Below are 17488 nucleotides of genomic sequence, written 5' to 3'. Positions count from 1 at the left end.
ATTTTTACTCTTCCGTTGAGTGCCTGCGTCTGGCGTCCAGCCAGACGCAAATAAATAAAAAGCATAGCGCCCCAAGCGCGCACCAGAACACCGCGCTAAATAACCACGCCAGTTCTTGCCAGAACGATCGATGAGTAATAAAGAACATCCGCATCACCACCAAACAAACCGGTGCCGCCAGCATGGCGCCAATCAGCGGACGTATGACGCGCCGGCCGGGGGATAAGCAGCTCGCCACCGCCCCAGGCAGCACAAAGAAAAGCAGCCCAAGCTCGGGGTTGCCCGTTTGCCGAAAAGCCCCTTTCATATGCAGCAACAGCGATAAACAGACCACAATAAACAGAAAGAACCCACAAATTATACCGGCCCACGCGCGCTCAGATTTCACGACATCCTCCTGATTTCGCCTCTAACTATCTTTCACTTCATCCAGTCAGAAATAGCATTCTGGCAGTCCATGCTTATAACGCTCCCGTCAGAGTAAAACGATTGTGACTAGCCGCAGCAACCAGGAAAGATTAAACTAGCGGCACTGTTTTATCGGTATTAACGGGATGCCAGAATAACGTTCGGCATAGTGCGAACGCTTGAGCAACCTTAGACCAAAAAACCATTTCCTTCAACAACTTACTAGTAAACGAGAAGTTGGCTTTCGTGAATATAAACGTCGCAGATTTGTTAAACGGGAATTACATCCTGTTATTGTTTGTTGTACTCGCACTGGGTCTTTGCCTGGGGAAACTTCGCCTCGGGTCAGTACAACTTGGTAATTCCATTGGCGTTTTAGTCGTTTCTTTATTATTAGGTCAGCAGCACTTCGCCATTAACACTGATGCGCTAAATCTTGGCTTTATGCTGTTTATTTTCTGCGTCGGCGTCGAAGCGGGCCCCAACTTTTTTTCGATTTTTTTCCGCGACGGCAAAAACTATCTGATGCTGGCGCTGGTGATGGTGGCCAGCGCGATGTTAATCGCTATGGGGCTGGGCAAATTGTTTGGCTGGGACATCGGCCTGACCGCCGGGATGCTGGCGGGCGCTATGACCTCCACCCCGGTGCTGGTGGGCGCTGGCGATACCCTACGCCACTTTGGCCTGCCCAGCGATCAGCTGGCGCAGTCGCTTGACCACCTGAGCCTCGGCTACGCCCTGACCTACCTGGTTGGCCTGGTGAGCCTGATCGTCGGCGCGCGCTATATGCCGAAGCTGCAGCATCAGGATCTGCAGACCAGCGCCCAGCAGATCGCCCGCGAGCGCGGTCTGGATACCGACTCCAAGCGTAAAGTCTATCTGCCGGTTATCCGCGCCTACCGCGTCGGCCCGGAATTGGTCGCGTGGGCGGACGGCAAAAATCTTCGTGAGCTGGGGATTTACCGCCAGACCGGCTGCTATATCGAGCGTATTCGTCGTAACGGTATCCTGGCGAACCCGGATGGCGACGCGGTACTGCAGATGGGCGACGATATCGCGCTGGTTGGCTACCCGGACGCCCATGCCCGCCTCGACCCAAGCTTCCGTAACGGTAAAGAGGTGTTTGACCGCGACCTGCTCGATATGCGTATCGTCACCGAAGAGATTGTGGTTAAGAATCATAACGCCGTCGGCCGCCGCCTGGCGCAGCTGAAGCTGACCGATCACGGCTGTTTCTTAAACCGGGTGATCCGCAGCCAGATTGAGATGCCAATCGACGATAACGTGGTGCTCAATAAAGGCGACGTGCTGCAGGTGAGCGGCGACGCCCGCCGCGTAAAAACCGTCGCTGACCGCATCGGCTTTATTTCGATTCATAGCCAGGTGACCGATCTGCTGGCTTTCTGCGCCTTCTTTATCGTCGGCCTGATGATCGGCATGATCACCTTCCAGTTCAGCTCGTTCAGCTTCGGCATCGGTAACGCCGCCGGCCTGCTGTTCGCCGGCATTATGCTTGGCTTCCTGCGTGCCAACCATCCGACCTTCGGCTATATCCCGCAGGGCGCATTGAACATGGTTAAGGAGTTCGGTCTGATGGTGTTTATGGCCGGGGTCGGCCTGAGCGCCGGCGCGGGTATTAATAACGGTCTGGGCGCCATTGGCGGGCAAATGCTGGCCGCCGGCCTTATCGTCAGCCTGGTGCCGGTGGTGATCTGCTTCCTGTTCGGCGCCTATGTGCTACGCATGAACCGCGCGATGCTGTTCGGCGCGATGATGGGCGCGCGTACCTGCGCCCCGGCGATGGAAATTATCAGCGATACCGCACGGAGCAATATTCCCGCGCTCGGCTACGCTGGCACCTACGCTATCGCCAACGTGCTGCTCACCCTTGCCGGTACGTTGATCGTCATCATCTGGCCGGGCCTTGGCTAGCCCCGGCCGAAAATTTTTAACTTTTTCGCAAAAAAATCGGTGATGAACAGAACTTTTTCCCAGGACGTCAGTCATAACTAGTGCCACTGCTTTTCTTTGATGTCCCCATTTTGTGGAGCCCATCAACCCCGCCGTTTAGGTTCAAGGTTGATGGGTTTTTTGTTGCCTGAAGTTCAGCTTCCTTAGAATCAACCTCTTAGCAGACAACTCGTTCCTGAATGGCGATGACCTTCCCGTGAAAACCGCACACGTCTTAACAGCAGTATCTGGTCTTGCTTTCTCCTCGCAGAAAAGCGCTTCCTCAACGTCCGATAGTTACTGCTATTGAATTGACGTACTTATCCTGCTATGTAAAAACGTAGTGTTGATACTTTACTTCTACTGATAAGGAATTCAGATGTTAACTCAAAGTCTTATTAATATATTCAGTAAAGAAATGATAGGGACGATTATTGCCGCCCTGCCCATCATAAAAGCCATTTTAAATTACTTAAACAAACCTTTAGATGACATCGATGATATATATATAAAAGCCAAATTAAGCACATGGAGAATTCGCTTTTTCATGATCAAAATATCGACAAAGGAGATACCCAGACTGACTCGCGCAAATGTGATATTGTTTTCTGTCGTGTTATTATTTCTTTTAGCCAGTTTCGCAACCAGTTCATATTATGGCGTCAAGCTATTACAAATACGTCCGGGCTGGACATCTTTAATTCTTAAAGAAACGGATGAATGGTTTTTAATCTCGGAAACAGAAGCATCAGAACACGCATTCCATCCCTCGTGGCATCTCACAGAAAAAAGCTGTATCTCTGGCGAGGCCACGCAACTGGCAAATGAAAAAACTATAACACCACAACTAGGGAAATTTATTTGTGAATCCTTCACCAATACAGATGACAAAAACAAAATAAAGAAATCCATTAAAGATACCACTCACAATAAACCTATCATCACCTTTCTCATCTCGATCATTACCGTTGGCTGCATATGGTTCATAATTAGCTTAATATTGACGTTAATATATACTCTCAGACTTAAAAAATTCATTATCCGGGAGCATGAAAAAGCCTATGACTATCTAACATAGCACTCCAACCTTTAGCTTAGGGGGTGAGAACTCTGTTACATTTGTCATTTGCACGATGTATATTACCAGTTCCGGTAATATTGTTACTGGAACTGCAGAGCCTATCATCCTGTGATAATTGTTGATATTATTATCCGCAACGATTAACAGGTATATCGGTTGAAGGTAAAACATGATTGATGTACAGCAGGAACAAAAACTTCAGGAGCACGGTTTTACCAGCAAAGAGATCAATGTGCTGCGTAAAGGACTTGAGAGTCCACAACGTAAAGATCAAAGCCTGCAGGCCTTGTTGGAAGAACTGAGGCGTCGTTTTTACATGTCCTGTATCATCATCATTGCCCTGCTTATCTTTTGCAGCTACGCGACGCTGACTAATAATACCGGTAATGGGCTGGCTTACTTTACTGTGACTGCAGTTTGCTGCGCCTTTGCACTATTAGCAACACCTTACCCGCTTTCATGGAAAGCGATAACATTCTTAAGAAAGAAACTCTACCCAAATTAATTTAACAAGCAGTTTTTTCATTAGTACGATACGTTCTCCCTATGTTGTATAACTGATATGTCCTCAACATGCCACTTAAATATCCCCTCTTAAATAATCGGCGATAAAGCTTATCAAGCACACCAGCGTAAAACAGATGGCGAAACCACCCAGCTTGAATAACCAGCCATCCAGAGCAACAAAACAAACAAAAGCGGCGATAGAGAAGCTGCCCGTTCCGACAGCTTCAAACATATTGATTGCATGAATGCAGATCTTTTTACAAACATAGCTTGAAGAGAATCTTTTCGGTTTCATTGGCTCTCTCTTATCCCTGCATCAGGTAACCCAAGGCTAATCGAAAGCATGCTCATCATCCAGTAATAATTTAATTTTTTTCACCATTAAATCAACATGTTAAATAAACCACTAATAAAAAAATCAATCGTTAAATGTCAGCTTTTCACCCTTGCGAAGTCTATTTTTTCACCCATACTTTGCTGATCCACTCCCACATAAGGCGCTCTCCATGTTGCTTAAAGATAAGACCGTGGTAATTTTCGGCGGCAGCGGCGCGATTGGCCGCGCGGCGGCGCTCGCCATGGCGAAAGAAGGCGCACAGATCTTTCTGGCCGCCCGGCAGGCGGATAAGCTGGAAAAGGCAGCGGCTGAGGTTCGCGCAGCTGGAGGTATCGTCGAGACTCTGCAACTGGATGTGCTGGATGGCGGGCAAACCGCCGGGCAGGTGGCCAACCTGGCCGGGCGAACCGGCGGGATTGATATCGTAGTTAATGCCACCGGCTTTCTCCACGATCAGGGAAAAACGCTGGCACAATTATCCCTTGCCGAGTATCGCCAGGGTTTTGTCCCCTTTCTTGATGCCCAATTTACTATTGCTAAGGCTGTAGCGCCGTGGATGGGTGGCGAACGCGAGGGCGTCATAATTACCACTATTCCTCCTTCCGCGACGATGGCCGTTCCTGGACACCTTGGCCATATCGTCGGCTGCGCCGCAATGGAAGCCTTTATCAAAGCGCTGGCCAGCGAACTGGGGGCGAAAAATATCCGCGTGCTCGGCGTGCGGTCACACGCGATAGCGGATGCGGTGCTGGCGGGTTCTTATACTGCCGAGGTGTTTGCGCCTAAAGCGCAGGCGCTGGGCTTGAGCGTCGAACAGTGGCTGGGTGGTGCGGCGCACGGCACGATGCTACAGCGGTTGCCGACGCTCGCGCAGATAGCCGGGGTCATCACCTTTCTCGCCTCACCGTCGGCGGCGGCGATGACCGCCACGGTGGTTAACGTCACCGCGGGGGCGACGCTTAGCTAGCGCTATTCTCCCCCGCCAGCCGCCCGACCATCAGGCGAATGGCCGCTTTCGACAGCGGCGCGCTATCGGTCACGAAGTGTAGCGTCATCCCCTCGATAAACGCATCCAGCCCGCGCGCCGTCGCCGGTTCGAACCACTGCTCCAGCGTCTGCTGGCTGCGCAGCATCCAGCTCTGCATGACCGCTTTCAGCGCCGGTCGGCTGCTGCAAAACGCGTATAGCTGGTACATTAACTCCATATTGCGCGCGGTGGTCACCTGGGCGCTGAAGATAAGTTCGGCGATAGCGTCGCAGGCCTGCTCGCGGCTCCCTACGCCGTTGAAGAATTGCTGATACTGCGCCGACATTTCGACGGTGAAGTTACGAAACGCTTCCTCAATCAGCGCCTCAATACCGCTAAAATAATAGGTCAGCGAGCCCAGCGGTACCCCGGCGCAGCTGGCGATTTTACGGTGCGTCACCGCGTGAATACCGTGCGCGGCGATGGTATCCAGCGTCGCCTGCAGGATGCGCTCGCGCCGCTGCGGATCGTTCGGTCTGCGGGTCATCGGTGTGTTTTTTCCCCTCTGTGCGCTATGCAGGTCAAGCGATAGCGGAATGTGTACAAATGTACACAACCTTGCTACTGTTGTCTGCAACTCTTCTTTCTCGGGCGTTTATGGATGACGGCGCAAACTTCTCGCAAAGCCCTCCAGCTTCGGCTGTGGGCGCTATTTATGTTCTTTTTTATCCCCGGCTTATTGATGGCCTCCTGGGCCACCCGTACGCCCGCGATTCGCGATTTACTAACCCTTTCCACTGCTGAGATGGGGATGGTGCTGTTTGGCCTGTCGATCGGTTCGATGAGCGGCATTCTCTGTTCTGCATGGCTGGTTAAACGCTTCGGCACCCGTAAAGTTATCCGCACCACCATGTTATGCGCCGTGGCGGGCATGCTGGTGCTAAGCCTCGCGCTGTGGCTCGCCTCCGCGCCGCTGTTCGCCTTCGGGCTGGCTATCTTCGGCGCCAGCTTCGGCTCGGCGGAAGTGGCGATTAACGTCGAAGGCGCCGCCGTTGAACGGGAAATGAATAAAACTGTGCTGCCGATGATGCACGGTTTTTATAGCTTCGGCACCCTGGTGGGCGCCGGCATCGGTATGGCGGTGACCGGTTTTGGCCTGCCCGCCGCGCCGCATATTCTGATCGCCGCGCTGGTAGCGATTGCTCCTATCCTTATCGCCATTCGCGCCATCCCCGACGGTACCGGCAAAAACGCCGCCGAATCCGCCCATAGCGAGGCCAAAGGCCTACCGGTCTGGCGCGACGCGCAGCTATTGCTGATCGGCGTAATCGTTCTGGCGATGGCCTTTGCCGAAGGTTCCGCCAACGACTGGCTGCCCCTGCTGATGGTCGACGGCCATGGCTTTAGCCCCACTTCCGGTTCGCTGATTTACGCCGGTTTCACCCTCGGCATGACCCTCGGCCGCTTCACCGGCGGCTGGTTTATCGACCGCTACAGCCGCGTCGCCGTGGTACGCGCCAGCGCGGTAATGGGCGCGCTGGGCATCGGGCTGATTATTTTTGTCGACAGCACCTGGGTCGCTGGGGTATCGGTACTGCTGTGGGGGCTCGGCGCGTCGCTTGGTTTTCCGCTCACCATTTCCGCCGCCAGCGATACCGGCCCGGATGCGCCTAAACGCGTGAGCGTCGTGGCGATTACCGGCTATCTGGCTTTTCTCGTCGGGCCGCCGCTGCTGGGCTTCCTTGGCGAACACTTTGGCCTGCGTAGCGCCATGATGGTAGTACTGGGACTAGTCATGGTGGCGGCGCTGGTAGCCCGCGCGGTAGCTAAACCGCAGCCCGAACCTGTGATGGAGAATAGCTAATGAGCATCAAACTGATTGCGGTAGACATGGACGGCACCTTTTTAAGCGATGCCAAAACCTATAATCGCCCACGTTTTCTGGCGCAGTATCAGCGCATGCGCGAACAGGGCATTCGCTTCGTGGTCGCCAGCGGCAACCAGTATTACCAGCTGATATCGTTCTTCCCGGAGCTGGTCGATGAAATCGCCTTCGTCGCCGAAAACGGCGGTTGGGTTGTAAGCGGTAAAGAGGATATCTTTAACTGCCAGCTGCCGACGACGCATTTCAACGCCGTCGTCGACCACCTGCAAACGCTGCCGCATATCGAAATTATCGCCTGCGGCAAACGCAGCGCCTATACGCTCAATAGCTATAACGACGAGCTAAAAGCGGTGGCGGCGAAGTACTATCACCGTCTCGAACTGGTGGATGATTTTAACCATCTCGATGACGCGATCCTCAAATTCGGCCTGAACGTGCCGGATCATCTGATTCCGCAAATTCAGCCGAAGCTACACGCGGCGCTGGGCGATATGGTTACCGCCGTCGCCACCGGTTACGGCAGTATCGATTTAATCATCCCTGGCGTGCATAAAGCCAACGGCCTGCGCATTTTGCAGGAGCGCTGGGGTATTGATAATCATGAAGTGGTGGCCTTCGGCGATAGCGGCAATGATATTGAAATGTTGCAGCATGCCGGCTTTGGCTTCGCCATGGCGAATGCCAAAGCGGAGGTCAAAACCGTCGCCAGCCATCATGCGCCGCATAATAACGAAGAAGGCGTATTGCAGATTATCGATAAGGTATTGAATCGCGAAGCGCCGTTCGCCTGATGAATCCCCGGATGCCTTTGGGCATCCGGGTTTGCTACGTATCACGCCTGCTGCGAACTGCCGACGCTTTTATCTTTCAGGAAGTAAATAATCAGCCCCAGCCATAGCACCCCGCCCAGCAGGTTAAACAGGCTGAACAGGCCGTTACCGCCAAGCTCATAAGCATGCTTGCTAAGCTCAATGCCCACGGTAAAGATCAGCATCTGCAGCATGCCCATCGCCGCCGAAACCGTTCCTTTACTCATCTCGCTGGCGAACAGCGTTAAGCGCACCAGCCCGGCGTTAGCCAGACCAATCCCGAAAGCGTAGAAGCTCAGACCGGCGGTCATCCACAGATAAGCATGGGACGAGACGACCGTGGCCGCCGCCGACAGAAGCAGGCCAAACATTATCGGCCAGCCGCCCATAATAATCAGCGAGCGTACCGAACGGCGTGAAGTCAGACGCGCCAGTACCAGGTTGCCGGCGATCAGCGCGCCGAAAATCGGCACCTGCAGCATACCGTACTCATAGCTGGTGGCCTGCTCGCCGCTAATAATAATGACCGGCGATTGCGCAATCCACGCCAGCAGCGGCAGGCTAACAAAACCGGTCGCCAGCGCCCCGGCGACAAAGCGCAGGTTTTTCAACACCAGACGATAGTCGCGCCCCAGCTCTTTTACCGACAGTTTTTCCCCCATCCGCGTCGCCGTTTCCGGCATCGCCCGCTGTAGCCCGACAAAGGAGATGGCCGCCAGCACGGCGAACAGCACGAACATCATCTCCCACGGCAGCATATGCACCCAGGCGGCGCCGACCAGCGGCCCGAGCAGCGGCGCAATCAGCGCGACGTTAGCCATCAGGGCGGTGATTTTGATACACACCGCCTCCTCAAACGACTCCTGGATAGCCGCATATCCCACCGCGCCGATAAAGCACAGGCTGATGCCCTGCAGGAAACGCAGCAGGGTAAATTGCTCAATGGTTTGCGCCAGCAGCGTCGCCAGACAGGTGACGATAAACCACACCACCCCGGTCAGCATCACCGGGCGGCGGCCAATACGATCCGACAGCGGCCCCAGCAGCCACTGCAAAAACATCCCCCCCGCCAGATAGGCGGTCATAGAGGTGGGGACCCACTCATTGCCGACCTGAAACTCCTGCACCACCGCGAGCATACCCGGTTGGATCATATCGTTGCCGATATAGGTGGAGAATTCATATAACACAAGGCACAGCGGGAACAGCAACGCCTGACGACCGAGGCGTTTACCTGATAGCGAATAATTCTGCATGCAATCTCTTAATTAAAAAAAAATCGCGCAAAGTTTAATGAAAGTCGACCCGTGGAGATAGTGAATTGTGAGTGACAATGAAAAATATCGCCAGCCCGCAGTCCGGCATGAAACGAATATTTATATTTCGTTTATGTTTCAATGAGATTACAGCCGATATACTTGCTATGGCGAAATACCGGCAAGGGCATCTCACGGCTATATTTCGTAACAAACTGATAATTAAGACAATGCTGCTTTACCCCATCGTTACCTTTCAATAAGGTGAGCGGCTTATTGCTATCGTAACCAGAGACTGGAAGCATGCTGGAAAATATCAACTACGCGCTGTTTGCCCTGATTAACGCCACCCCGGCCTCCTCGTGGTGGGCAATTGAGGTCGCCACGTTTATTGCCAAAGACTTAATTATCATTGTGCCGCTGCTGGTGGTGGCGCTGTGGCTGTGGGGGCCAAACCAGCGTCAACTGGTATTCAAGGTCATGCTGGCCCTGGCCCTGGGCCTGTCTATTTCGTGGGTTATCGGTCATCTGTTTCCGCATGACCGGCCGTTTGTTGACGGCGTCGGCTACAATTTCCTGCATCATGCGGCGGATGACTCATTCCCAAGCGATCACGGCACCGTCATCTTTACCTTCGCGCTGGCGTTTTTGTTCTGGCACCGCGTGTGGTCCGGCGTGCTGCTGCTGGTCATCGCTTCGGCGATTGCATGGTCACGCGTCTATCTGGGAGTACACTGGCCGCTGGATATGTTGGGCGGGCTGCTGGCCGGCATGTGCGGCTGCCTTGGCGCGCAACTGCTGTGGCAGAGCGGCGGTCATGGCCTCTACCAATGGCTGCAGCGCCTGTATCGTCTCTGCTTCTCGCTGCCGATTCGTAAAGGCTGGGTACGCGGCTAACGTCTGACAGGTGACGAACCCCTCGCCGCCGGGTAAAATCAAGCTGACGCCCTGCCCTTGCAGGGCGATTTTAGCTCAGAGGGTATATGGAAACTCGTCGTGACGAACGCATTAACCAGCTCATTCAGGCACTCAAGCGCAGCGATAAACTTCACCTGAAAGAAGCAGCTTCGCTGCTTGGCGTATCAGAAATGACCATTCGTCGCGATTTGAACGGCCACAGCGGCCCTGTGGTGCTGTTGGGCGGTTACATCGTGCTGGAACCGCGTAGCGCCACGCACTACCTGCTGAGCGATCAGAAAACCCGTCTGGTGGATGAAAAGCGCCGCGCTGCGCGCCATGCCGCCGGGCTGCTTGAAGCGCATCAGATGGCCTTTTTTGACTGCGGCACCACCACGCCATGGATAATCGACGCCATCGATAACGAGCTGCCGTTTACCGGCGTGTGCTACTCGTTAAATACCTTTCTCGCCCTGCAGGAAAAACCGCTGTGCCGCGCTATTCTGTGCGGCGGCGAATTCCACGCCAGCAATGCCATCTTTTTGCCGCTCAGTCTGCAGGATACCCTGAGCCACCTCAGCCCGGATATCGCCTACTATTCTGCCGCCGGTATCGACTGCGAGCAGGGAGCGACCTGCTATAACCTGGAAGAGCTGCCGGTGAAACACTGGGCCATGAATAATGCTCGCTACCATGTGCTGGTGGTCGATCATAGCAAGTTTGGCAAAGTGCGGCCGGCGCGGATGGGGGAGTTATCGCGTTTTGACGTCATCGCCAGCGACGTTCGTCCGGATGACGACCTGCTAGCGATGGCAAAAGAAAAGCAAATATCACTGCTGTACTAACCGCGCCCCGTCGGGCGCGGTCTGTCTGTTAAGAGAACCAGCTGCCGAACCAGCCGTGCAGTTTCATCAGCACGAAGTCGACCATGCGGCTGAAGAAGCCGCCCTCTTTCACTTCTTCCATAACGATCAGCGGGCGCTGTTCGATGGTTTTGTCATTGAGCTTAAAGTCGATGGTGCCCACCACCTGCCCTTTCGCCAGCGGCGCGGTGAGCTGCGGTTCCGTCAGGCTGTAGCTCGCTTTCAGGTTTTTCAACTGTCCGCGAGGAATGGTCACCGAACCGGCTTCGCCGGCGCCCAGTTTGACTTCATTACTGTCGCCGAACCATACGCGCTGGGAAATAAAGGTGGCATCCGGTTTGATTGGGGTGACGGTTTCATAGAAACGGAAGCCCCAGGTCAGCAGTTTTTCGGACTCGTTAAAGCGGATACGGTCGGTTTTAGTGCCCAGCACCACCGCGATAAGGCGCATATCGCCCTGCGTTGCGGAAGAGACCAGGTTGTAACCCGCGCCGGCGGTGGTGCCGGTTTTCACGCCATCGGCATTGAGGTTGGTGCTCCACAGCAGACGGTTGCGGTTGGGCTGGCGGATTTTATTGAAGGTGAACTCTTTTTCTTTGTGTACCGCGTACTCTTCCGGCACATCATGAATCATTGCTTTGGTCAGCAGCGCCATGTCGCGAGCGGTGCTGAACTGCCCCGGCGCATCCAGGCCGTGGACGGTTTTAAAGGTGGTGTTAGTCAGGCCGATTTTCTGCGCGTAGCCGTTCATCAGGTTGACAAACGAATCCTGGCTGCCGGCGACATAATCCGCAATGGCGATGCTGGCATCGTTACCAGACTGGATTATCACGCCCTTATTGAGGTCTTCAACCGATACCTGCATGCCTGGCTTCAGGAACATCACCGAGGAGCCGCGCAGCGCCGGGTTGCCCGTGGCCCACGCATCGCGACCGACGGTGACCGTATCGGTCAGTTTGATTTTGCCTGCTTTCAGCGCCTGGCCTACCACGTAGCTGGTCATGATTTTGGTCAGGCTGGCCGGGTCGAGTTTCTCGTCGGCGTTGCCTTCACTCAATACTTTGCCGCTGGCATAGTCCATCAGGATCCAGGCTCGCGCATCAATCGATGGCGCATCCGGAAGTTGATCCGCCGCCTGCACCGCAGGGGCCACGAGAAGTAAAAGCGCGCAGCCTGCCGCGAGGCCGCGAAGGGAAAAAGCATCATGCGTCATAAGAGCCACCCAAGTATCCTTTCCAAACAAAATATGCCGCAACACTCTTGCCGCACAGCACAAGGCGGTGAGTAAAGCGTACAAATGACCTTAAAGAAACAGCGAGTTGGTAAAGTTTTTAAAGTTTACGCAATAACGCCGCTGCCTGCTGAAAACAAGGCAATTTTTTTGATCGTGATTGCCTTAATATTAACTTTATTCCAACATGATTGCTCACCATGTTGCAACGGCGATTAAATAACATGCAGGAGCGGATATGATTACGTTATGGGGCAGAAATAACTCGACCAACGTGAAGAAAGTACGCTGGGTGCTGGCGGAACTGGATCTTCCTTATCAGCAGATTCTGGCGGGGCTGGAGTATGGTCTCAATCACGACCCGGAGTATCTGGCGATGAACCCGAACGGCCTGGTGCCGCTACTCAAAGACGATACCAATGGGCTGGTGCTGTGGGAATCCAACGCCATTATTCGCTATCTTGCCGCTCAATACGGGCAAAACCGGCTGTGGGTAGAGTCGCCTGCGCAGCGCGCGCAGGGGGAAAAATGGATGGACTGGGCCAATGCCACGCTGTCGCCGGCGCACCGTCCGGTATTAATGGGGCTGGTCAGAACGCCGCCGGCCCAGCGCGATCCGGCAGCAATCGACGCGGGGATTAACGCCTGCGAAGGGCTGTTCGCCATGCTCGACGATGAACTGGCGAAGCATGCCTGGCTCTCCGGCGATGAGTTCGGCCTTGGCGATGTTGCGGTGGCGCCGTTCGTTTATAACCTGCTGTCCATCGTCGACAGCTGGCAGCCGCGGCCCCATCTACAGCGCTGGTACCAGCAAATCCAGCAGCGTCAGGCCTTCCGCGATGTGGTCATGATCCCGGTTACCTGAGGGCTCACTCCGGGCTGACCTTGAGCAGTTCACCGTCAGGCTCGTCGGTTAACAGGTACAGGTAACCGTCGGGCCCGACGCGCACATCACGAATGCGTTTGCCGCGATCTTTTAATAGCCGCGTCTCCTCGCTGAGAGTATTGCCGTCAACCGAGAGCACAATCAAAGATTCATCCTTCAGCGCGCCGATAAACAACTTATGTCGCCACTGCGGGAAAGTCGGCGCGTTGTAAAACGCCATGCCGCTCAGCGCCGGGGAAACGGGCCAGACATGCAGCGGCGCCTCGGTATTCGGCGCGCTCTTTCCTTTAGCTTCCGGGATAGGTTGGCCGCTATAGTTAATGCCGTGCGTCGCCAGCGGCCAGCCGTAGTTTTTCCCGGCCTGGGGAATATTGATCTCATCGCCGCCGCGCGGGCCGTGCTCGTTCAGCCACAGCGTATCGCTCCACGGATTCATCGCCATTCCCTGCGGGTTGCGAACACCGTAAGCCCAAATCTCCGGTCTGATGCCTGTACGGCCGACGAAAGGATTATCTTTGGGTATTGTCCCCTGGTCAGTCAGGCGCACGACTTTTCCCTGCAGTTTATCGAGATCCTGCGCCGTCGGGCGCTGATTGTTTTCACCTAAACCAATAAACAGATGCCCTTTGCCATCAAAGACCATCCGCCCGCCAAAATGATTGCCAGTGGAGAGCTTCGGCTGCTGGCGGAAAACGGTTTTAAAATCTTCCAGGGTTTGCAGGTCGGCGCTGAGGCGGCCGTACCCCACCGCGGTACCCGCTTTGCCGTCCTCGCCCGCTTCGGCATAGCTCAGCCATACCCGGCGCGACTGAGCAAAGTCCGGCGCCAGCACCACATCCAGCAGGCCGCCCTGACCGTTGGCCCACACCTTCGGCACGCCGCGAATGGGCGCCGATAATCCTTTATCGAGATGCCAGCGTTTAAGTTCGCCGCCGCGCAGGGTAATCAGCACGCCTTCATTGTCCGGCAGAAATGCCAGTGACCAGGGGTGGTCGAGGTTATCCTGCAGCACCTCAACGCGCGGGGCGGCCATCGCCGCCATGGGCAGCAGCACAGTCATGAGAGTTATTTTGAGATATCGACGCATGGCGCACTCCTTTCGTCAGCATTGCTGATAAGGGTAGCCAGCGTGGCCAGCCAGGCAGGGATTTTTACATAAACTTTAACAGGGGGAGTCGCCTCCCCCTGGATTCAGGCGTGGGCAATTGGCGCGGATTTATTCAGAATGTGAATATTCATCGTCAATCCCGACAGACAGCGTTCTAGCTTCTCTACGTTAACGGCAATATAAGCCGGGCAATCATGATGCCCGCTCATCAGGCAAACCGCCGCCGAAGCGACGGACTCGCCGGCAAGGCGGAAGGCTTCCATCTCTTCCGGCGCGATGGCGTGCTGCAAACGCGGCGCGTGTACGCGCAGTTCATGGCATAGCTCAAACAAGTTATCACGCAGATGGTCATTTTCGCTGACTGACATATAGCCTTTCGCTTTACGAAGCTGGAGATAAGCCGCCAGATCGATATTGGTATTAATCAGCTTATTCAAAAGGTTAGTGTAACGTCTGTCAACGCTCATCACGGTCCTCCTCTGTCGTCCATTACCATAATCATAGTATGGTCATTTTTTGCGCGGAATTATGAGCAAGGTCAATAATCCCACAGCAATTAACATTATTTACAATGTTACAACTTCAGAGGCCACGCCGCGTTGTTCATCTCACCAGCGGCTGGTTCATCAACTTTTCCAGCACCTTCAGCGGTGAATACTGCGGATTATGCATCGCGCTCACCGGCAGTTGGAAAGTCTGTTCCAGCATAAACTGGCCGCCCATCGCCGCGTGCGGCGTTTGATCGGAAAAGCAGATCCAGGTACTCCCGGCGGCAAACTCTACCGCCTGCTGTACGCCGTGCTGTTGATATTCCGGCGTACTTTTCATTTTGTCGTGCAACGCCAGCATCAGATGATCGTAATGGCTACGTTTGCTTTTGGTGATCCCCACCGCCGACTGCAGCCAGCTGGCGAACGGCGACCACGGTTTCAGCGTCGGCAGGAAGCGCGCAGCGAGCGTTTCAAAATGTTCGCCGGTGCGCCACAAACGCGGCTCACCGTGCGGATTGATGTTGCAAAATACGCGCAGAATGCGATCGCCATAAACCGGGCGCGACGGGAAAGCGTCGACGTGCAGGCGGGTATCATCTTTACGCCACGAGGTCGTGTCGCGCCAGGCGGTTATCGGATGCAGCCGCAGGCTGGTTTGCGGGCGATAAAGCGCTTCGCGATATCCGGGCAGTAGCGCATCAATCAGGCGCAACGTGGATTGATAGTAACGTTCGGTCAGCTGCAGTACCGCCGGGGCTTTCGCCGCGTCCGCTACGCCTTTAATTTCACGCTTTTGCGGCTGGTAGCTAATGTTCTTACGCTTCGGCGATACTAAATCGGTATTGAGTAATTCGCGCTCTTCGGCAGTCAGCGAAAAATCCAGATTCGGTAAATAGAGGACGTTGCCCTCTTCCAGCGAATGCTGAATTGACGATGGCTGCGGCGGAATATCCAGATGGGTAAAGGGTAATGTCGTGAGGGCCAGCGGACTGCTCGTGGTCATTGTTATGCTCCTTGCCGCATGGGTTTTATCAGTTTTGGCTCCGGCCATCGGCAAGGTTAACAGAATGTTATTAAACGTAAGGTCAATGTAAATGAGATAATGGTTTTGAATACCATGGCCGAGTTTTTTTGCCGTAAAGCTTTTTCATCATTCATCGCCCCCTGGCTATACTCTTTTTCGCAAAGATCTGTAGAATTCCTGCCCTGACCATTCCAATAAATGAACATTTTTTAAGCTATGAGCAATGTCACGCACCAGCCGAAAATCGGCTTCGTCTCCCTGGGCTGCCCGAAAAACCTGGTAGACTCAGAACGTATCCTCACCGAACTGCGTACCGAAGGGTATGACGTGGTTCCCAGCTACGACAACGCCGATATGGTTATCGTCAACACCTGCGGCTTTATCGACAGCGCCGTGCAGGAGTCGCTTGAAGCGATCGGCGAAGCCTTAAAAGAAAACGGCAAAGTGATCGTTACCGGCTGCCTCGGCGCGAAAGAAGATCAAATCCGCGAAGTGCATCCGAAGGTGCTGGAAATTACCGGTCCGCATAGCTACGAGCAGGTGCTGGAGCACGTTCACCACTATACGCCGAAGCCGAAGCATAACCCGTTCCTCAGCCTGGTGCCGGAACAGGGCGTCAAGCTGACGCCGCGCCACTACGCGTACTTGAAAATCTCGGAAGGCTGCAACCATCGCTGCACCTTCTGCATTATCCCGTCAATGCGCGGCGATCTGGTGAGCCGTCCGATTGGCGAAGTGCTGGCGGAAGCCAAACGCCTGGCGGACGCCGGGGTGAAAGAGCTGCTGGTCATTTCGCAGGACACCTCCGCCTATGGCGTTGATGTCAAGCACCGTACCGGTTTCCACAACGGCATGCCGGTGAAAACCAGTATGGTCAGCCTGTGTGAAGAGCTGGCGAAACTCGGCATTTGGGTGCGTCTGCACTACGTCTATCCGTACCCGCACGTTGACGATGTGATCCCGCTGATGGCGGAAGGCAAGATCCTGCCGTATCTCGACATTCCGCTGCAGCACGCCAGCCCGCGCATTCTGAAACTGATGAAGCGCCCGGGTTCCGCAGATCGTCAGCTGGCGCGTATTAAACAGTGGCGCGAGATCTGCCCGGATCTGACCCTGCGTTCCACCTTTATCGTCGGTTTCCCGGGCGAAACGGAAGAAGATTTCCAGATGCTGCTCGACTTCCTGAAAGAAGCTCGCCTCGATCGCGTGGGCTGCTTTAAGTACAGCCCGGTTGAAGGCGCCACCGCCAACGAACTGGCGGATCAGGTACCGGAAGAGGTGAAAGAAGAGCGCTGGAACCGCTTTATGCAGCTGCAACAGCAGATTTCCGCCGAGCGTCTGCAGGAAAAAGTGGGCCGCGAAATTATGGTGCTGGTCGATGAAGTCGATGAAGAAGGCGCGATTGGCCGCAGCATGGCCGATGCCCCGGAAATCGACGGCGCGGTCTATCTGAACGGTGAAACCAACGTTAAACCGGGCGACGTACTGCGGGTGAAAGTCGAGCACGCCGACGAATACGACCTGTGGGGTACCCGGGTCTAATCCCGCTTCCCGGATAGCGGCTTGCGCCTTATCCGGGCTACCTCTTTCCCCATGGCTGCTGAAACTGCCGCCGTTGGTGGCCTCAAAATCGCTGAGACGTTCCCGGAAGGTCGGGGCAGCACGCATGGATGCGGGCTGAGGGCCGTGTTTTGCACGGACGCTGCCTCGGCCCGACCCGAAGCCTGCCGGGATAAGTCGAAGGTACCACGAAGTGGCGATTTTGGCGGCCAGAGCCCGGGAGTACAG

The 17488-nt window shown here is 54.8% G+C and carries 18 protein-coding genes; 10 read left to right on the top strand and 8 right to left on the bottom strand.

What is annotated here, in order from left to right; all coding sequences use genetic code 11:
• Positions 1–4: 4 nt before the first annotated feature.
• Positions 5–388 carry an inner membrane protein YbjM gene (locus PGR09_RS03260; RefSeq protein ID WP_015367534.1) on the bottom strand — a complete coding sequence of 128 codons (384 nt, stop codon included), beginning with the start codon at positions 386–388 and terminating at the stop codon, positions 5–7.
• Positions 389–654: 266 nt separating this feature from the next.
• On the opposite strand from PGR09_RS03260, the gene PGR09_RS03255 reads away from it, so the two are divergent.
• From PGR09_RS03255 to PGR09_RS03245, 3 genes are all read left to right on the top strand, one after another.
• The gene (locus PGR09_RS03255) at positions 655–2340 is read left to right on the top strand and encodes an aspartate:alanine antiporter (protein WP_015704851.1); all 1686 of its coding nucleotides are present in this window, start codon (positions 655–657) and stop codon (positions 2338–2340) included.
• A 397-nt stretch (positions 2341–2737) separates the two neighbouring features.
• Positions 2738–3436, top strand: a complete 699-nt coding sequence (locus PGR09_RS03250) for a DUF6216 family protein (RefSeq protein ID WP_430915789.1) — start codon at positions 2738–2740, stop codon at positions 3434–3436.
• A 172-nt stretch (positions 3437–3608) separates the two neighbouring features.
• On the top strand, positions 3609–3944 hold the full coding sequence (locus tag PGR09_RS03245; RefSeq protein WP_045396334.1) for a hypothetical protein: 336 nt from the start codon (positions 3609–3611) through the stop codon (positions 3942–3944).
• 75 nt (positions 3945–4019) lie between these two features.
• Here the strand turns inward: PGR09_RS03245 and PGR09_RS03240 are convergent, their stop codons facing one another.
• Positions 4020–4241, bottom strand: a complete 222-nt coding sequence (locus PGR09_RS03240; RefSeq protein WP_063415072.1) for a hypothetical protein — start codon at positions 4239–4241, stop codon at positions 4020–4022.
• A gap of 211 nt (positions 4242–4452) precedes the next feature.
• On the opposite strand from PGR09_RS03240, the gene PGR09_RS03235 reads away from it, so the two are divergent.
• Positions 4453–5250, top strand: a complete 798-nt coding sequence (locus PGR09_RS03235) for an SDR family NAD(P)-dependent oxidoreductase (protein WP_430915788.1) — start codon at positions 4453–4455, stop codon at positions 5248–5250.
• On the opposite strand, the gene PGR09_RS03230 is transcribed toward PGR09_RS03235, so the two are convergent.
• The gene (locus tag PGR09_RS03230; RefSeq protein WP_045396344.1) at positions 5243–5797 is read right to left on the bottom strand and encodes a TetR/AcrR family transcriptional regulator; all 555 of its coding nucleotides are present in this window, start codon (positions 5795–5797) and stop codon (positions 5243–5245) included. The two genes, PGR09_RS03235 and PGR09_RS03230, sit on opposite strands and share 8 nt — an antisense overlap.
• A gap of 114 nt (positions 5798–5911) precedes the next feature.
• Between PGR09_RS03230 and PGR09_RS03225 the strand changes: the two genes are divergently transcribed.
• Both PGR09_RS03225 and PGR09_RS03220 read left to right on the top strand, forming a co-directional pair.
• Positions 5912–7114, top strand: coding sequence for an MFS transporter (locus tag PGR09_RS03225; protein WP_045396346.1), 1203 nt, complete (start codon positions 5912–5914; stop codon positions 7112–7114).
• On the top strand, positions 7114–7926 hold the full coding sequence (locus PGR09_RS03220; RefSeq protein ID WP_430915787.1) for a Cof-type HAD-IIB family hydrolase: 813 nt from the start codon (positions 7114–7116) through the stop codon (positions 7924–7926). The genes PGR09_RS03225 and PGR09_RS03220 overlap by 1 nt, the downstream gene beginning before the upstream one ends.
• A 41-nt stretch (positions 7927–7967) precedes the next feature.
• Here PGR09_RS03220 and kdeA read toward each other — a convergent pair whose 3' ends face one another.
• A complete protein-coding gene (gene kdeA / locus PGR09_RS03215; RefSeq protein ID WP_015367543.1) occupies positions 7968–9200 on the bottom strand; it encodes a multidrug efflux MFS transporter KdeA in 1233 nt (410 codons plus the stop codon).
• 303 nt (positions 9201–9503) lie between these two features.
• Between kdeA and ybjG the strand changes: the two genes are divergently transcribed.
• Both ybjG and deoR read left to right on the top strand, forming a co-directional pair.
• Positions 9504–10097 (top strand): undecaprenyl-diphosphate phosphatase, encoded by a 594-nt coding sequence (gene ybjG, locus PGR09_RS03210; RefSeq protein ID WP_430915786.1) that lies wholly within the window; start codon positions 9504–9506, stop codon positions 10095–10097.
• Between the two features lie 86 nt (positions 10098–10183).
• On the top strand, positions 10184–10942 hold the full coding sequence (gene deoR, locus PGR09_RS03205) for a DNA-binding transcriptional repressor DeoR (RefSeq protein ID WP_047064993.1): 759 nt from the start codon (positions 10184–10186) through the stop codon (positions 10940–10942).
• A gap of 28 nt (positions 10943–10970) precedes the next feature.
• On the opposite strand, the gene dacC is transcribed toward deoR, so the two are convergent.
• Positions 10971–12173, bottom strand: coding sequence for a serine-type D-Ala-D-Ala carboxypeptidase (gene dacC, locus PGR09_RS03200; RefSeq protein WP_045396363.1), 1203 nt, complete (start codon positions 12171–12173; stop codon positions 10971–10973).
• A gap of 256 nt (positions 12174–12429) precedes the next feature.
• On the opposite strand from dacC, the gene PGR09_RS03195 reads away from it, so the two are divergent.
• Complete coding sequence (locus PGR09_RS03195; RefSeq protein WP_045396367.1) at positions 12430–13056, top strand: glutathione S-transferase family protein; 627 nt, start codon at positions 12430–12432, stop codon at positions 13054–13056.
• Positions 13057–13060: 4 nt separating this feature from the next.
• Here PGR09_RS03195 and PGR09_RS03190 read toward each other — a convergent pair whose 3' ends face one another.
• The 3 genes from PGR09_RS03190 to PGR09_RS03180 all read right to left on the bottom strand — a co-directional run bounded on the left by PGR09_RS03190 (position 13061) and on the right by PGR09_RS03180 (position 15679).
• Positions 13061–14164 (bottom strand): PQQ-dependent sugar dehydrogenase, encoded by a 1104-nt coding sequence (locus tag PGR09_RS03190; protein WP_289577073.1) that lies wholly within the window; start codon positions 14162–14164, stop codon positions 13061–13063.
• Positions 14165–14268: 104 nt separating this feature from the next.
• Positions 14269–14652, bottom strand: a complete 384-nt coding sequence (gene bssR / locus PGR09_RS03185) for a biofilm formation regulator BssR (protein WP_430915785.1) — start codon at positions 14650–14652, stop codon at positions 14269–14271.
• A 136-nt stretch (positions 14653–14788) separates the two neighbouring features.
• The gene (locus tag PGR09_RS03180; RefSeq protein WP_045396376.1) at positions 14789–15679 is read right to left on the bottom strand and encodes a Kdo hydroxylase family protein; all 891 of its coding nucleotides are present in this window, start codon (positions 15677–15679) and stop codon (positions 14789–14791) included.
• Between the two features lie 237 nt (positions 15680–15916).
• On the opposite strand from PGR09_RS03180, the gene rimO reads away from it, so the two are divergent.
• A complete protein-coding gene (gene rimO, locus PGR09_RS03175; protein ID WP_047049075.1) occupies positions 15917–17242 on the top strand; it encodes a 30S ribosomal protein S12 methylthiotransferase RimO in 1326 nt (441 codons plus the stop codon).
• Positions 17243–17488 lie beyond the last annotated feature (246 nt).

Source organism: Klebsiella sp. 141251, from assembly GCF_050600725.1.
Classification (GTDB): domain Bacteria; phylum Pseudomonadota; class Gammaproteobacteria; order Enterobacterales; family Enterobacteriaceae; genus Klebsiella; species Klebsiella aerogenes.
Note: the sequence above shows the minus strand (reverse complement) of the source record. Positions and strands in the feature narration are given on the sequence as shown.

Coding starts and splice junctions, on each gene's coding strand:
- PGR09_RS03250 (WP_430915789.1), top strand. CDS start 2,738: ATGTTAACTCAAAGTCTTATTAATATATTCAGTAAAGAAATGATAGGG.
- PGR09_RS03245 (WP_045396334.1), top strand. CDS start 3,609: ATGATTGATGTACAGCAGGAACAAAAACTTCAGGAGCACGGTTTTACC.
- PGR09_RS03240 (WP_063415072.1), bottom strand. CDS start 4,241: ATGAAACCGAAAAGATTCTCTTCAAGCTATGTTTGTAAAAAGATCTGC.
- PGR09_RS03235 (WP_430915788.1), top strand. CDS start 4,453: ATGTTGCTTAAAGATAAGACCGTGGTAATTTTCGGCGGCAGCGGCGCG.
- PGR09_RS03230 (WP_045396344.1), bottom strand. CDS start 5,797: ATGACCCGCAGACCGAACGATCCGCAGCGGCGCGAGCGCATCCTGCAG.
- PGR09_RS03225 (WP_045396346.1), top strand. CDS start 5,912: ATGACGGCGCAAACTTCTCGCAAAGCCCTCCAGCTTCGGCTGTGGGCG.
- PGR09_RS03220 (WP_430915787.1), top strand. CDS start 7,114: ATGAGCATCAAACTGATTGCGGTAGACATGGACGGCACCTTTTTAAGC.
- kdeA (WP_015367543.1), bottom strand. CDS start 9,200: ATGCAGAATTATTCGCTATCAGGTAAACGCCTCGGTCGTCAGGCGTTG.
- ybjG (WP_430915786.1), top strand. CDS start 9,504: ATGCTGGAAAATATCAACTACGCGCTGTTTGCCCTGATTAACGCCACC.
- deoR (WP_047064993.1), top strand. CDS start 10,184: ATGGAAACTCGTCGTGACGAACGCATTAACCAGCTCATTCAGGCACTC.
- dacC (WP_045396363.1), bottom strand. CDS start 12,173: ATGACGCATGATGCTTTTTCCCTTCGCGGCCTCGCGGCAGGCTGCGCG.
- PGR09_RS03195 (WP_045396367.1), top strand. CDS start 12,430: ATGATTACGTTATGGGGCAGAAATAACTCGACCAACGTGAAGAAAGTA.
- PGR09_RS03190 (WP_289577073.1), bottom strand. CDS start 14,164: ATGCGTCGATATCTCAAAATAACTCTCATGACTGTGCTGCTGCCCATG.
- bssR (WP_430915785.1), bottom strand. CDS start 14,652: ATGAGCGTTGACAGACGTTACACTAACCTTTTGAATAAGCTGATTAAT.
- PGR09_RS03180 (WP_045396376.1), bottom strand. CDS start 15,679: ATGACCACGAGCAGTCCGCTGGCCCTCACGACATTACCCTTTACCCAT.
- rimO (WP_047049075.1), top strand. CDS start 15,917: ATGAGCAATGTCACGCACCAGCCGAAAATCGGCTTCGTCTCCCTGGGC.